Source organism: Luteibacter sp. P4_D7_3, from assembly GCF_056401735.1.
In genome coordinates, this window is record NZ_JBFUIT010000081.1 from 1 (window position 1) to 13564 (window position 13564).

The window sequence follows — 13564 nt, forward strand, 5'->3', positions numbered from 1 at the left end:
GTTCGCCTCTGCAGCCAGTGTGGTCTGCCGGGCTTCCTCCGCCCTGCCCTTGCGGCGCCCGAAGTCAAACAGCAGCCACTTCATGCCGATGCCCGGAATGAGCTCGCGTGTGTTGGAGACGAAATACCCGGCGGGCACCACGTTCGTCGGAATGGGAAGCGGCGTGCGCTCGAAGCCACCGATGACATTGAACGACACCCGCGGCGAGTACGAACTCTCAACGAGGTCGCGCGAAATGCTGGCCTGCCGGGCCGTCTCGCCCGCCCCTTTGATGGACGGGTTCGTGCCTTGCGCCAGCGCGATGAGCTCGGCGAGCGAGTAGCGTTTTGCGATGCAGCCCGTCCCACCCGGTGAGGCGTCACCGCACACGTCCTGGCCGGTCCCTGTTTGCGGGGCGTCATCGCCTGCGCCCCTGACAACAGCCGGACACAGCAGCGTGGCGAGCACGGCGGCGTGCATCGATGAAAGGACCCTGCGGCGTGCGCATTCAGAGATGGGGCGCGGCATGCCTCATCTCCTCGTGCAACCGCACCCGGGCGCACGGGTCGTCCCCCGGCGTGGCCGTCCCGACAGGGGCCAGCTTGCCTGCAGCGCCGACTGTGGCCAGATGTTGGGCGGCATCCACCAGCCATGTGACGTCGGGGTCGGATATGCCCGGTGTGGAACTCCCGGCAGGTTCTGTCCGCACCAGGACGAACGCTGAGGCGGCGAGACGCTCGGCGGCCGAAATGGTCAGGCGCGCCGCTTCCACCGAGGCGCGCACCGACGCGGAGAACTTCCACTCAAACCAGGACAGCGGGGCCAGCCGCTCTGCGCCGATGAGCGCGAGGGCAACGGTCGCTTTTCCTGCGCCCACAGTTTCAGGGGCGCGGGCGACAACCTTTGCCACCGCGCGAAGGGCGCTGGCAACGGACGCACGCATGAGGCTTGCCGTTGTTACGGGCCACAGTGCACCAAAGACAATGGACATCCAGATGTTGCCGACGAAGATGCCGACCATGYGGTCGCGCAACACGGTCAGGTCCGTCGGCGGACCGTAGTCCTGGAGTACGCCGAGAAAGAAGGCAAAGGCCATCTGCAGCCCCGCATAGGCGATGCGCTCACTGCTGCTGGCCACCCACCCACACGCCATTGCAGCCACAGCGACCAGCACCGCAAGCTGCCCGATGTCGGTCAGCATCGGAATCACGAACACGATGCAAAGCCCCGCCGCGAGCCCCCCGATGAGGGCGCCGGACAGGCGCAATGTGAGCTTGTGCATGGTCTCGCCCAGGCTGCTGAGGGCGACAAAAAAGCAGGTGGTCACCGCCGTGCGGATGCCAGGCCAGGCCAGCAGGGTGTAGGTGACGTAAGCCGCCACCACCGCCGCCGTCACTTTCAGGGCGAAGTGGACATGACCGGGATTGGTAAAGGCATCCGGAACCCAGCGTTGTTTGGGCTTGGCCTTGTGCGGGGTTGGCACTTCCGCCGCACGCTGCGTCACCTGCCCGTCGAGTTCAACGAGCGCGTCGGCCAGGGCGCGTTCGGTGGACGTCTTTTGCCCCGTCGACGCCGTTGGGTGATCATCCGGCGCCGGGGGCTCACCGACCCATCGGGCGATGGATGCGCGCAGCATCCCGGCCAGACGCTGTCGTTCCCCGTTTGTCTCGTCCGGCAGCAGGCGGGTGAGCACCAGGATCTCGGCAAGGGTCCCGAGGATGACCCGGTCTGCCTTGTCGTAGGCCTTGAGGCCTGCGGACCAGGATTGCGTTCTGGGCAACAGCGCCATCAGTCCCGCCAGCGACTCACCGCACTGGCCGAACGCGCTCGGGGCGCTGCCTTCGATGTGCGCACCGAGTTCGCAGGCAAAAGCACGAATGCGCCTTTGCAAAGCGACCACCGGACTGACCCCGAGGGCGAGATTGACCGCGACGGTCACGACAACCGGGATGGCGACGACCATCCACAGCCACAGCAGGAAATGCGTCATCAATTCCGGCGACGGCACGTCGTCGAGAAGGGTCTGCGACAGCACCAGGATGAATGCGCCGAGGAAGACGATAGGCCCGAGGGCAAAGGTGCGGGCCACGAAAATGCCGGCAAAGGTGCTTGCGGCCAGCAACACGATGCGGAGGGCGGGCTCCGACGCGTCGACGATATAAAAGAGCAGCGAGAGCGTGACGGCAAGGCTCGCCGCTGCAAGGCCACCGAGTGCGGTGGCGAGGGTGCCGGCGACTTCGTCCCGGCTTATCAGGAGCACCACGTACGCCATGTAGGCCGGCAGTGGTACCTGGAAGACCATCGCAAGCACGACGGTCGTGGAACACGCGAGTGCGATACGCAGCACCGAACGGGTCCGTTCCGGACCCGGCCTCAGTTCATGACGCAGGAACTGGTAAAAACCCGCGTGCGGAGGGTGCATGTCAGGGGCCATGATTGACCCGCACGGACGCCGTGGCACCGGTTCGAACGATGTCGTCGGACGCGTCTTCGAGCCTTATCCAGACCGGAAAGCGCTGTGCGACGACCACCCAGTTGAGATTCCGGTCGACCGAAGGCAGGCCCGGCCCACTGGTGCCCTGCGGCTGCACGCCACCACCCAGACTCTCGACGTGGCCCCGGATGGGGCGACCCTCGTGGCCCATCAGCCACACCGTCGCCTCTTCGCCAAGGCGGATGTTGGCAAGGTCCGTTTCGCGAAAGTCAGCGACCGCATACCACCGGCCGGAATCGATGAGCGTAAACAGCGGTTGGCCGGCCGTGGCGAAGGTACCCACTGCAATGTTGACGCCCACGATTCGTCCGTCGAAAGGCGCGAGCACGGTGGTCAGCCGCAGGTCGCGTGCGGCGAGCGCTTCGGTGGCTTCAGCCGCTTTCAGTTGCGCAGTCAGGCTTGCCACGTCACCGATGGCTTCCTTGGCCTGGCTTGCCTGCTGCACGGCCGACGCCAGTTGCGCCGCCGCTTCGCGTTCATGGCCCTTTGCATCGTCGACCTGCTGGCTGGTGACGTAGCCAGGGTCGAGCAACGGCTGGAGGCGCGCGAGCGTGCTCCTGGCAAGGGCGAGCTGTGCGCTGGCCCTGTCGACCTGGCGTGCGGCGGCGTTGGCCCCGGAGCCTTGCGACGTGACCTGGCGGGACGTGAGGTCAATCTGGGCACGGAACGCCATCACCTGCGCCTGGGCCTGGGCGAGGCGCAACTGGAATGGCTCGGGGTCGATGACGAGCAAGGGGTCGCCCTTGTGGACCATGGTGTTGTTGGTCACGTTCAAGGCGACGATGCGCCCACTGACTTCCGGTGCCATGCCGGCGTTGAATGCGAAGAGGTACGCGTCGTGCGTGCGCGGCCGGTGGTTGACGACGAGGACGCTCACGACAATGGCTGCTGCTGCCAGCACAAACGACAGCACCATGAGGAGGCGGCCGCGCGGCGTGGGGGTGTTGCTCTCGTAGACTTTCATCATCCTCCCCTATGCCAGCCAGGCCAGCCAGATGCCGAGCGTGAACGCGATGGCGAAACTCACGTACACGAGAAACGGCGCGGGGATTTCGGCGTCGATGCCGGACCTGACCAGGGCGAGTCTCAACAGCACGGTCAGGACAATGCCGGCCAGGGCGCAAAGCATCCACGACGGAAAGTACGAGCCGAGAATGCTTCGCGAGGGCGATGCGCTACAGCCACCGAGTGCGCTGGCCACGGCAAACCCTACCCAGACCCGGGCACCGCTTTGGTTTTGGCGAGGGGTGCGCATGGCCTGTGCTCCCGTCAGTATTCGCTCGCCATCCGGCTCTTGCCCCGGAAGACGAAGTAGTTGACGAGCGTGTAACCGAGCGTCAGCGGGAAGGCGAAGATGCCGATGCCCCAGAACATGAAAGACAGGCTCGAGGACGGGGATGCGGCCCCTTTGATGGAAATTGAAAATGGCACCATCCATGGCCAGAACGACGCGACCAAGGCGCCAATCCCGCACAGAAAGACCACCATCGTCAGCAAGAGCGGGCGCACGTCGAGGTGGCGGCGCTTGATGAAGAGCAGGCAGCCGGTTGCCACCAGTGCAACGGCGGGAAAAACATAGCGCCAGGACAGCGAATTCCAGCGATGCAAGACCGGTTCGTCTTCGGCGACGGCAAATGTAAACACGAGGCCGAGCGCGATGAACGTGCACACCATCAGGACCGGGAAGACCCGCTTGGCGAAGGTCTGCACGTCGCCTTCGCACTTGTGGATAAGCCAGGCCGCGCCGAGGGCCGCGTAACCGGTGGTCAGACCAACGCCACAAAGGACGGAAAACGGGGTGAGCCATCCGAACGTCGTGCCAACGTACTGGCCGCCCTGCACTGGCAACCCCTGGGCCAGCGCGCCGATGGCGCAGCCCTGGATGAAGGTCGCCAGCACCGACCCGGTGATGAAGCCGCCGTCCCACAATCCCTTGAGGTGGACTGCGTGCTGCCGGAACTCAAACGCGACGCCACGCATGATGAGGCTCGCGAGCATGATGCAGATGGGCAGGTAAAACGCGGACAACACGACCGAGTAGACGACGGGAAACGCCCCGAAGAGCACCGCACCTGTCATCACCAGCCAGGTTTCGTTTCCGTCCCACACGGGAGAAATGGCATCGAGCATCTTGCGGCGGCGGGGCTCGTCGTGCACGGCCGCAAACAGGATGCCGACACCAAGGTCAAAGCCGTCGAGCAAGACATACATCGTGATGGCGACCAAAACCACCGACACCCAGAACTCAGCCATGACCGGTCTCCTCGGGCGCCAGTGGGGACGTTGTGCCATCGCGCACGAGCGAGAGCGGGCGTGACGGGTTGCCGTCTCGCGGCAGCGTTGCTGCAGCCACGGCTGGCCCCCGACGAAGCAGGCGATAGATGTAGAAGGTCCCGGCGAGGAAAATAGCCAGATACACCGAGACAAAGACAACAAGGGTCGTGAACGCCTCACCGACGCCCAACGACGGGCTCAGCGCGTCAGAGGTCCGCAAAACGCCATAGACCACCCACGGCTGGCGCCCGACCTCGGCGGTAAACCAGCCGGTGAGGGTCGCGACAAACGGCAATGGGAACGTGAGGAAGGTCAGGCGCAGCAGCCATCGGGGAATGGCGTGGTGGCGCCACAGGGCAAAGCTGCCCACGAAGGCAATGGCCAGCATCCAGAGCCCGCACGCGACCATCACCCGGAAGGCAAAGAAGGGGATGGCGACCGGCGGCCTGTCGGCCCGCGCAAACGACGTCAGCCCTACCTCTTCGGAGTCTGTCGTAAAGGTTGCGATGATGCTGCCCAACACCGGCACGGACACGGCGAAGCGGTTCATCTCGGCCTTCTCGTCGGGAATGGCAAAGAGCACTTCTGCGGCGGGCTTTTCGTTGTGCCACCGGCCTTCGATGGCCGCAAACTTGGCGGGCTGGTGGCGATGGACGTAGTCGCCATTGAGGTGCCCGAAAAACATCTGCACTGGCAAGAGGATGGCGGCAAACAGCAGACCCATCCGCAGCATCACTTTTGCTTCGTCCCGGTGAATGTGGCGAAGGCTGTACCAGGCACCGGTCGCCGCCACACAGAACGCACCCGTGAGATATGACGCGAGGAGCACGTGGGGGAAGCGCACCCAAACGACAGGACTGAAAATGATGGCGCCCCAGTCGGTGGGCTCAAATACCCCTTCCACCATCCGGTATCCGACGGGCACCTGCATCCAGCTGTTGTTGACCATGATCCAAAACGCCGACAGCGTGGTGCCGAGCGCGACCATCAGCGTGGCGAAGAAGTAAAACCTCGGAGAGGTCTTTCCGCGCCCGAACATGAGCACGCCAAAGAAGGATGCTTCCAGTGCGAACGCGGTAAAGGATTCGTACGACAGCAATGGTCCCTGGATGGGGCCCGTCATCTTCGACAGCACACTCCAGTTCGTCCCGAACTCGAAGGCGAGCACGATGCCCGAGACCACGCCGAGACCGAAGGCGATGGCGAAGATGCGCAGCCAGAAATCAAACAGGCGCCGGTAGACGGGGTTGCCCGTGGTCAGGTGTCGGGCTTCCAGCACACACAACCATGCCGCCAACCCGATGGTGAAACTCGGGAAGATGATGTGGAACGACACCGTGAATGCGAACTGCAGCCGTGACAGAAAGAGCGCGGTCAGCATGGGGATTACCCTTCGTGGCCAGGGACTCGCCAGCCTGGCGCTTCGTTGACGAAACGCGGGGCGAACGACACCGTCCTGACCTCGGTCAGGCGTGCGTTGGTTGCGATGGATTTACCCTACGCCCAACGACGTGCCGTGCACATCCGCTGGACGAACGAAAGTCATCGAAAGCGCAAATCCGGCGATTCCGCGACAAATCGGCTAGACGGGTATCCGGTGCATGCGGCTACCTATTTGAGGTCAGCGGTGCCGACGCCGGGGCGCGTAAAGCTTGCCCGCGATGGCACGAAAAAGCACTTCAACACCACCGCTGCGCATGTTACGCAGGCGCAGAGAACCACCGAGTCGGTGCGCGCGCTCGCGCATGCCCTGAATGCCCCAGTGCCCATCTTTGCCGTTGCGGCCAAAGGCCTTGACGTCAAACCCCTGCCCGTCATCACGCACGCCGACCGAGAACTGGAAAACGCCGTAACGAATGGTGATGGCAGCAACGTTCGCTCCGCCGTGCCGGAAAGCGTTGGATACGGCTTCACCGAGCATCATGCGAATTTCTTCTTCCGGCTCGGTGCGCAGCCGGCGTGGCCGTCCGACCACGGTCAGTTCAATCTTGCCATCGTGGTGGCGTGCGATATTCATGGCGGCTTGCAACATGGCGCCAATCTGGTCTTCCGCTTCCGCCGCCTGGCTCCGGAGTGCCTGCACCTTGTCCCGCGCCTCGGCGGTGGCGGCATCGGTGTCAACGGCAAGACTCATGAGCTCATCGGCTGCGTCAGCGCGGTCAAACGCCGGGTCTCGCATGCGCCTCGAGAGCACGTCCAGACGAAGCGCAGTCCCTTGCACCGACTGGAGCAGGGTGTCGTGCAGGTCGCGGGCAATGGCTTCGCGTTCCTCAATCCGGATGCGCATCGCCCCGGTGACTTTCCGGAGACGGCGCAGGTACAGCGTCCAGAAGAAGGCGACGACGACCACTGCCACGAGCACCCGAAACCACCAGGTCTCAAAGAATTTCGGCATCAGCCGAACGTCCAGTATGGCTGCCTGAGTGGCGGGAACGCCGTCCTCGTTCCATGCCATCACGGCAAAGTGGTAAGTGCCCGCCGGCAAATTCGTGTAGATGGCCCGCCTGCTACGGCCAGGGTCTTGCCATTCGTCGTCGATGCCCATGAGGCGGTATGAAAAACGGGCGTGCTCGGGCACGGAAAGAACGGGCGCGGTGAAGTCGATATGCAGCGCGCGAACGTCCTTGGGCAGAACGACTGCCCCGTCGACAATGGGAAACGTCCGGTCGCCGCTGACGACGGCATCGATATGGATGGCCGGCGGAACCCGGTTTGTAGGCAGGTCGTGGGGGTCAAGCCAGGCTGCCCCCGACGCAGTTTGAAACCAGACTCGTCCATCATCGGCGAGCTTGACGCTCGGCAGCGCCCAGTCCGGATCCGGAGAACCCGGCAGGCCGTCAGTGGCATCTAGGCGACGACTCACCGGTTGGTAGGCGCGGTCCTCGCGGAACCTGTCGAGCTCACCGGACGGCACCCTGAAAATGGCGGCCAACGTCTGGAGCCACATCGTGCCTTCCCGGTCAATGACCACGCCTGTGACATCCGAGGTGTCGGCCGGATGGGCCAGATGCATGCGCACGAAGTGCTGCCCATCGAAGCGCGCCAGCCCGAGGCTGCCACCGACCCACGTTTCGTTGGCCGAACTCCAGATGCTGCTGACGGTTCCGACGTCCAGACCTTGTCCGGGCCCGAATGCCTTCGTCGTCTTGCCGTCCGTGTTGACGACTTCGTTTGGTACTCGCTTGGCCAGCCAGACGCTCCCCGCCTGTCCCGGTGCGATGCTGCGCCCTGGCGGGAGGTCCGGATAGACAGCCCAGGCCGTTCCGTCCCACGCCTGGATCGGTTTTTTGCCGGGCGCCGGCACCACCCAGATGCGTCCGTCCGACGCTTGAGTCAGTGCGTTGGCGAGGGGAACGCTGGTGCCTTCGATGGGCGCTATCAGACGGACGGGCCCGGGTGCCAATTGCCAAAGGCCCTTGGTGGCCACCGCATGCACATCGCCGTTCGCAGCATTGCGCGAGATTGCCAGGGCAAAAGCGGGCACTTCGGTTTCTGTCACGGACCGCCCGTCGATATGGGTGAGGAGATGGCTTTCGCTGCCTACCCAGACTTCCTCTCCCGAAACTGGTGCGATGGCCAGTTCGTGCATGCCGTGGGGAACAGCGACTTTGGAAAGGACTGCGAAGTGGAAGCGATCTATGCCCGCCTCCGTACCAATCCAGACGTTCCCCTCCCTGTCACGGGTCGCAGGCCAGGCAGATTCGCCGCTCAGGCTGTCGCCGCTGCCAATGGTATCCAGCCGTGACGTGCCGGCGGCGATGAAATGCACACCGTTCTTTCCGGCCGGAATCCATACATTGTCGTCCCCATCGACCAAGAGATTCGTCGCGTCATTGATGGCGGGCATCTCGACGGGTGACAACTGCCCGTCGGTCTTGAACCGGAGAATCTTCCTGTCGTGGGTGCGGGCGTACAAAACGCCCTTGCTGTCCATTTCAAGCTGCATCACCACGATGCCGTCGCGGACCATCCGGGGCGAGTGGCTCGCCTGTTCCAGCGTGTAGATTCCCCGGTTGCCACCAATCCACAGTGTGCCGTCGGGGGCGAACACCCCGGTCTTGAAATCAGTTCCCTGCGGCCCGGACGCAACCGTCTCCCAGCGGTGGTCGCGATAGACGCGCACACCGGCAAGTGRGAAACACCAGACTGACCCGTCCGGCCCCTCCCTGAAGCGTTTCGGCCCGCCAACCATGCCTTCTGCCCGACCGAAATGGGTCAGTTGGCCGTCCTTGAGAAAGTCGACCGCTGCACCGCTGTAGCCAAGCCACATTCCGCCGCTTTTTGGAGCAAAGAGCACGTCTACCTGGGTCGCTGCGAGCGATTCACCAGCCGCCGGCACGAAGTCCTCAAAGGTCYGGCCGTCAAAGCGTGTGATGYCGCGCGCCCCGGCTATCCACAGGAATCCGTCGGAGGTCTGCGCGAACGCGCCGATGTCACTGGGCGCCCCTTCCCGTTTGCCAAACGGCGTGTGCTGAAAGTGGCCGAGGGTGGGTGTTGTGCGCTCAGCCACGGACAGGGCCGACCACATAGAGAGCCACACCATGACCAGGGCCAAGCCCGCGTTGCGTCGCCAACCTGCAGGCAATGAAAAATGGCTGACCATGGCAAAAGTCCCCTGAGTGACGGCCGTCTTTTGGACCATCCATGTGGCGGCTTTGGCCCACAGTATTACCCTGCCAGCACCCGGTCCGATAGTCTCAGTGGCGATGCGCCACCCCGCCATTTGGGGGGGTGTAATGACCGGCGGCTGGCGGTTACGCGAGACCAGGCTGCGGACTACCGTAATGGAAAGCGTCCTCCGGAGCTCTCCATGACGTACGACTCGGTCAACGTTCGTCCCCCTTCCGACAACCTTCTCGTTTCTGCGACAGGCGAGATGGCCGATGCGCCACCAGCGGGCGAGAACTTCGGGGCATGCCTCATCGACGTCTTGTCTGCAGCGCTCGTCAATGCGGACTGGCTGGCTCCAGGAGCGGTGCGACACATGCAGTTGGCCATTGAAGAACTCTCCCCTCCCCGGATGGCGCGCACGGGGCATATCGGCGGTTTGGCCTCGTGGCAGACGCGCCGCGTTGAACAGCTGGTCCAGGACAACATCGACTCGGAGCTGTCGACCAAACGGTTGGCTGAGGTCTGCGCACTCTCGCGCGGGCATTTCTGCCGGGCGTTCAAGCAGACCTATGGGATGCCGCCGCACCGCTGGGTGCAAACGCAGCGGGTGGAGCGCGCCATGGAGCGCCTGTCGAAGGAGTCTTGCACCATCGTCGACGTGGCCATCGACTGTGGCTTCAAGGACCAGTCGCATTTCACCCGGGTGTTCAAGGCACACACACGCATGACCCCCCTCACGTGGCACCGCCGTGCCTTTTATGGACTCTGACGACCTTGCAGCCGCTACACTCGCCCCAACCCGCCGCACCGCATTTCCGGACGCCCATGGATACCGACGCCAGCAGCGAACGTCCTATCCGCATCCTCATTGTCGATGACCATCCGGCCCTTCGGCAGGGTGTGGCGGCGATGATTGGCTTTGAGCAAGACATGGTCGTCTGCGCGGAAGCTGCGACGGGTCGCGCGGCAGTGGAGGAATTCCGGCGCACCAGGCCGGACCTCACCCTCATGGACCTGCAGATGCCCGACATGGGCGGGGCCGAAGCCATCCGGCTCATCCGAAAGGAAGACCCTGACGCGCGCATCATCGTGCTCACGACCTACTCCGGTGACATGCATGCACGTCTGGCGCTGTCGGCGGGTGCGATGGGATATTTGCTGAAGGGCGCCATCCGGGAGGAACTCATCCTCACGCTGCGCGCTGCCTTTGACGGTCACCGCCGGGTCGCGCCCGCCGTGGCTGCTGAAATTGCACAACACTTCTCGGACGAAGCACTCACGCCACGTGAGGTGGCCGTGCTTCGGGGCATATCCGAAGGAATCGGAAACAAAGCCATTGCCGAGCAGCTTGGGATATCGGCTGGAACGGTGAAGGATCACGTGTCAAACATCCTGGCCAAACTGGACGCGAACAACCGGGCTCATGCGGTGAGCATCGCCATCAAGCGCGGCATCATATCGGGTGAAGGTTCCTGACCGATTGACGCCGCTGCGGGTTGCACGCATGACGCCGCAACCCGCTGCCACCCCGCCAGCTCCATTGAGCATCCAGTGCCCGGGAATGTGCGGGCCGCCAGGTCTTTCCCGAACGATTCTTCGACCGGAGACACACCATGACCCGCGTATCGAATCATGCAGTCTTGCTGGCTTTTGCACTGGCGGCAGGCATCAGCACCCCTTCCATCGCTGCAGACAAAGTCCAGAACATCGTCCTTGTCCACGGCGCCTGGGTCAACGGCAGCGGCTGGAAACCTGTCTACGAGCTGCTGGTCAAGGATGGCTACCACGTCTCGGTGGCAGAACATCCCCTGACCTCGTTCCAGGACGACGTGACGGCCGTCAAACGCATTGTCGACATGCAAGACGGCCCCACCATTCTCGTTGGCCACAGCTACGGCGGCGCCATCATCACGGAGGTCGGCAATGACCCCAAAATCGTCGGCCTCGTCTACATCGCCGCCCATGCCCTTGACCAGGGCGAAACGGAAGTGAGCAACGGCAAGAAGTACCCGAGCCTGACCAGCCAGACGCCGGACATCAAGAGAACGGCCGACGGCTTTTTGTATCTCGACCCTGCCAAATATCCCGCTGACTTTGCCGCCGACCTGCCCATCAGCCAGGCGACGTTTGAAGCCAATGCGCAGGGCCTGACTGCCGCGTCCGTGTTTGCCGCGCCTGCCGGTGTGCCTGCATGGAAGTCAAAGCCAAGCTGGTTTGCGGTGGCCACCGCTGACCGCATCATCAATCCGGATCTTGAGCGCATGTACGCCAAGCGTGCCGGCAGCCACACCATTGAGGTCAAGGGCGCCAGCCATTCGGTTTACCAGTCCCATCCCCGGGAAGTCGCCGACCTCATTGAAGAGGCAGCCAAGCACGCGGTCCCCTGACGGGAGACGGCTGGCTCTTGCACCGCGAGCCAGCCCCCAGCAAGGACTGCCGTTTCCGTGGTGCGCCAAATCCCGCGTGCCGTCACCACCCTGACCGCGTCCGGCAACCTGGCGCGGCAGTGTTCCCACTGAGGAGGTCCCATGAATTTTGCACGTCCACTCCTGCTCGCCACGGCCATGGCCGCCGCATCACTGCTGTCTTTGGCCGCCTTCGCCGATGGCCACGGGAAATATCCCGCCTTCGCTGACATTGCCCAAGGCAAGACCATGCTCAGTCGGGACGACATCAGCAAACTCGACGAGAAGAAGTACCCCAAGCTGGAGGGTCTGAAGTCGCACTTTGACGATGCCGATGTCGACCATGACGGCAACATCAACCGGTACGAGTACGACCATTACATGGAAAACGCCCACTACTGATGGGTGCTCGACGTGGCAAGGCCGTGGCGGCAGGTCGCCACGGTTTGCCCGCGACGTGACCCTCTCCCCCAGCTGACGGCGTCGCCAAACTGCCTTGCGAAGCCCGTGCGCGCACAGTGGAAGGACATGACCATGGCCGACAAGCCCATTCCCGGCATCCGCCCCTACAGTCACCCGGCAGGCGGTTGGGGCGCACTGAAGGCAACGGCGAAAGCCGTGGYGGAACAGATGATGGGACCGGATGCGCCCGTCACGCTTTTCCACACCAACAAGCCCGACGGTTTTGATTGCCCGGGTTGCGCATGGCCGGACAAGAGCCACACCTCGACTTTCCAGTTCTGCGAAAACGGCGCCAAGGCCGTGACCTGGGAGGCGACTAAAAAGCGCGCACCGCCGGCATTTTTTGCTCAGCACACGGTCACTGAACTCCTCGGCTGGAGCGACTACCAGCTTGAAGACCAGGGTCGTTTGACCGAGCCTCTGGTCTACAACGCGCAACTCGACCGGTTCGAGGCCATCGGCTGGGACGACGCGGTCGCCAGGATTGGCGAGATCCTGCGCACACTCGACCCCAATGAGGTGGAGTTTTACACCTCCGGACGCGCGTCCAATGAAGCCGCGTTCCTCTATCAGCTCTTTGCGCGCGAATACGGGACGAACAATTTTCGCCCAGTCGAAAAAGCCGCGAAGGTAACTGCATTTGTTGACAATGGTCGGTGTCGTGAGCCCCCCGGTGCGCAGTGCCATGACCCACTGACCCACATCGATGCGGCCGGCATCGCGAAGGGAATTTTTCTCGCCGTAGTGTGATGCGAAGCCTTCGACCGCCGTCCTTTTGATTGAAAGGGTCTTCGGGACCGTACCAGCCTTGATGTCGCTGAGCCACTCGGTGACGACTTTGCCAATCGGCAACGCGGGAATGCCGGCTAGGGACTGCGCTGACGGGAATGCGGTTTGCGTGGCGGCAGGTGCCGATACTGGGTTTGGCAATGCGGGGGCGTGTTGCGTCGCGATGGCCTGCTGCGCTGCTTCCCGCATCAGTTGCTGGACGTACGGCTCGTTGGCGAATGTCCCGATTTTCTCGACCGCCTCCATGGCATGCGCATGGTCTTCCTTGCCCTTCGCTTCGACCTCAATCGAGCCGTCCGGCTTGCGGATGAGGCGGTAGTGGCGACCCTCGCGTTTCAATGCCGCAATGATGTCGGCAATGTCTTTCTTCCCTGCCATGCCCAGCTTCCGCACGTAAGTGTGGAGCTCATCATACGCACGCCAAAGATTCAGTGCGATGTCACGGGCAACGGGCAGCTCACGCGTGCCGAGCGTTCGCTTGATGACGGGTTTGTTGAAGATGCCCACGAGCGACACGGGCATGCGCCGACGGAAGTGCCAGGTGCCAGAC

The 13564-nt window shown here is 63.4% G+C and carries 12 protein-coding genes and 1 pseudogene; 5 read left to right on the forward strand and 8 right to left on the reverse strand.

The annotated features are described in order from the left end of the window. The 7 genes from AC1DSN_RS09800 to AC1DSN_RS09830 all read right to left on the reverse strand — a co-directional run. Window positions 1-459: hypothetical protein (locus tag AC1DSN_RS09800; RefSeq protein WP_477330500.1), on the reverse strand; the 459-nt coding region annotated here is incomplete at its 3' end. Between the two features lie 28 nt (window positions 460-487). After that, window positions 488-2326 carry a hypothetical protein gene (locus tag AC1DSN_RS09805; RefSeq protein WP_477330502.1) on the reverse strand — a complete coding sequence of 613 codons (1839 nt, stop codon included), beginning with the start codon at window positions 2324-2326 and terminating at the stop codon, window positions 488-490. A gap of 76 nt (window positions 2327-2402) precedes the next feature. After that, window positions 2403-3440, reverse strand: a complete 1038-nt coding sequence (locus tag AC1DSN_RS09810; RefSeq protein WP_477296318.1) for a hypothetical protein — start codon at window positions 3438-3440, stop codon at window positions 2403-2405. Between the two features lie 6 nt (window positions 3441-3446). After that, the gene (locus AC1DSN_RS09815) at window positions 3447-3728 is read right to left on the reverse strand and encodes a YtcA family lipoprotein (RefSeq protein WP_477296317.1); all 282 of its coding nucleotides are present in this window, start codon (window positions 3726-3728) and stop codon (window positions 3447-3449) included. Between the two features lie 14 nt (window positions 3729-3742). Then, window positions 3743-4726, reverse strand: a complete 984-nt coding sequence (gene cydB / locus AC1DSN_RS09820) for a cytochrome d ubiquinol oxidase subunit II (protein ID WP_477330504.1) — start codon at window positions 4724-4726, stop codon at window positions 3743-3745. Then, window positions 4719-6128: a cytochrome ubiquinol oxidase subunit I gene (locus tag AC1DSN_RS09825; protein WP_477330506.1), complete on the reverse strand. Its 1410-nt coding sequence runs from the start codon at window positions 6126-6128 to the stop codon at window positions 4719-4721. Before AC1DSN_RS09825 ends, cydB begins: the two co-directional genes overlap by 8 nt. A gap of 240 nt (window positions 6129-6368) precedes the next feature. Then, a complete protein-coding gene (locus tag AC1DSN_RS09830) occupies window positions 6369-9350 on the reverse strand; it encodes a sensor histidine kinase (RefSeq protein ID WP_477330508.1) in 2982 nt (993 codons plus the stop codon). Window positions 9351-9557: 207 nt separating this feature from the next. On the opposite strand from AC1DSN_RS09830, the gene AC1DSN_RS09835 reads away from it, so the two are divergent. From AC1DSN_RS09835 to AC1DSN_RS09855, 5 genes are all read left to right on the forward strand, one after another. Continuing rightward, window positions 9558-10127, forward strand: coding sequence for a helix-turn-helix domain-containing protein (locus AC1DSN_RS09835; RefSeq protein WP_477298537.1), 570 nt, complete (start codon window positions 9558-9560; stop codon window positions 10125-10127). 56 nt (window positions 10128-10183) lie between these two features. Then, complete coding sequence (locus AC1DSN_RS09840; protein WP_477330510.1) at window positions 10184-10834, forward strand: response regulator; 651 nt, start codon at window positions 10184-10186, stop codon at window positions 10832-10834. A gap of 137 nt (window positions 10835-10971) precedes the next feature. Continuing rightward, on the forward strand, window positions 10972-11745 hold the full coding sequence (locus AC1DSN_RS09845) for an alpha/beta hydrolase (RefSeq protein WP_477330512.1): 774 nt from the start codon (window positions 10972-10974) through the stop codon (window positions 11743-11745). 141 nt (window positions 11746-11886) lie between these two features. Next, on the forward strand, window positions 11887-12165 hold the full coding sequence (locus AC1DSN_RS09850) for a hypothetical protein (RefSeq protein WP_477298748.1): 279 nt from the start codon (window positions 11887-11889) through the stop codon (window positions 12163-12165). A gap of 132 nt (window positions 12166-12297) precedes the next feature. Next, window positions 12298-12975, forward strand: coding sequence for a hypothetical protein (locus AC1DSN_RS09855; protein WP_477330514.1), 678 nt, complete (start codon window positions 12298-12300; stop codon window positions 12973-12975). Window positions 12976-13473: 498 nt separating this feature from the next. Here the strand turns inward: AC1DSN_RS09855 and AC1DSN_RS09860 are convergent. Beyond that, window positions 13474-13536, reverse strand: a pseudogene (locus AC1DSN_RS09860) (hypothetical protein); the annotation flags it as partial. Window positions 13537-13564: the final 28 nt, after the last annotated feature.

Bases quoted from the DNA above. Each gene is read 5' to 3' on its own strand.
- AC1DSN_RS09850 (WP_477298748.1), top strand. From the start codon at position 11,887: ATGAATTTTGCACGTCCACTCCTGCTCGCCACGGCCATGGCCGCCGCA.
- AC1DSN_RS09840 (WP_477330510.1), top strand. From the start codon at position 10,184: ATGGATACCGACGCCAGCAGCGAACGTCCTATCCGCATCCTCATTGTC.
- cydB (WP_477330504.1), bottom strand. From the start codon at position 4,726: ATGGCTGAGTTCTGGGTGTCGGTGGTTTTGGTCGCCATCACGATGTAT.
- AC1DSN_RS09815 (WP_477296317.1), bottom strand. From the start codon at position 3,728: ATGCGCACCCCTCGCCAAAACCAAAGCGGTGCCCGGGTCTGGGTAGGG.
- AC1DSN_RS09835 (WP_477298537.1), top strand. From the start codon at position 9,558: ATGACGTACGACTCGGTCAACGTTCGTCCCCCTTCCGACAACCTTCTC.
- AC1DSN_RS09825 (WP_477330506.1), bottom strand. From the start codon at position 6,128: ATGCTGACCGCGCTCTTTCTGTCACGGCTGCAGTTCGCATTCACGGTG.
- AC1DSN_RS09810 (WP_477296318.1), bottom strand. From the start codon at position 3,440: ATGATGAAAGTCTACGAGAGCAACACCCCCACGCCGCGCGGCCGCCTC.
- AC1DSN_RS09845 (WP_477330512.1), top strand. From the start codon at position 10,972: ATGACCCGCGTATCGAATCATGCAGTCTTGCTGGCTTTTGCACTGGCG.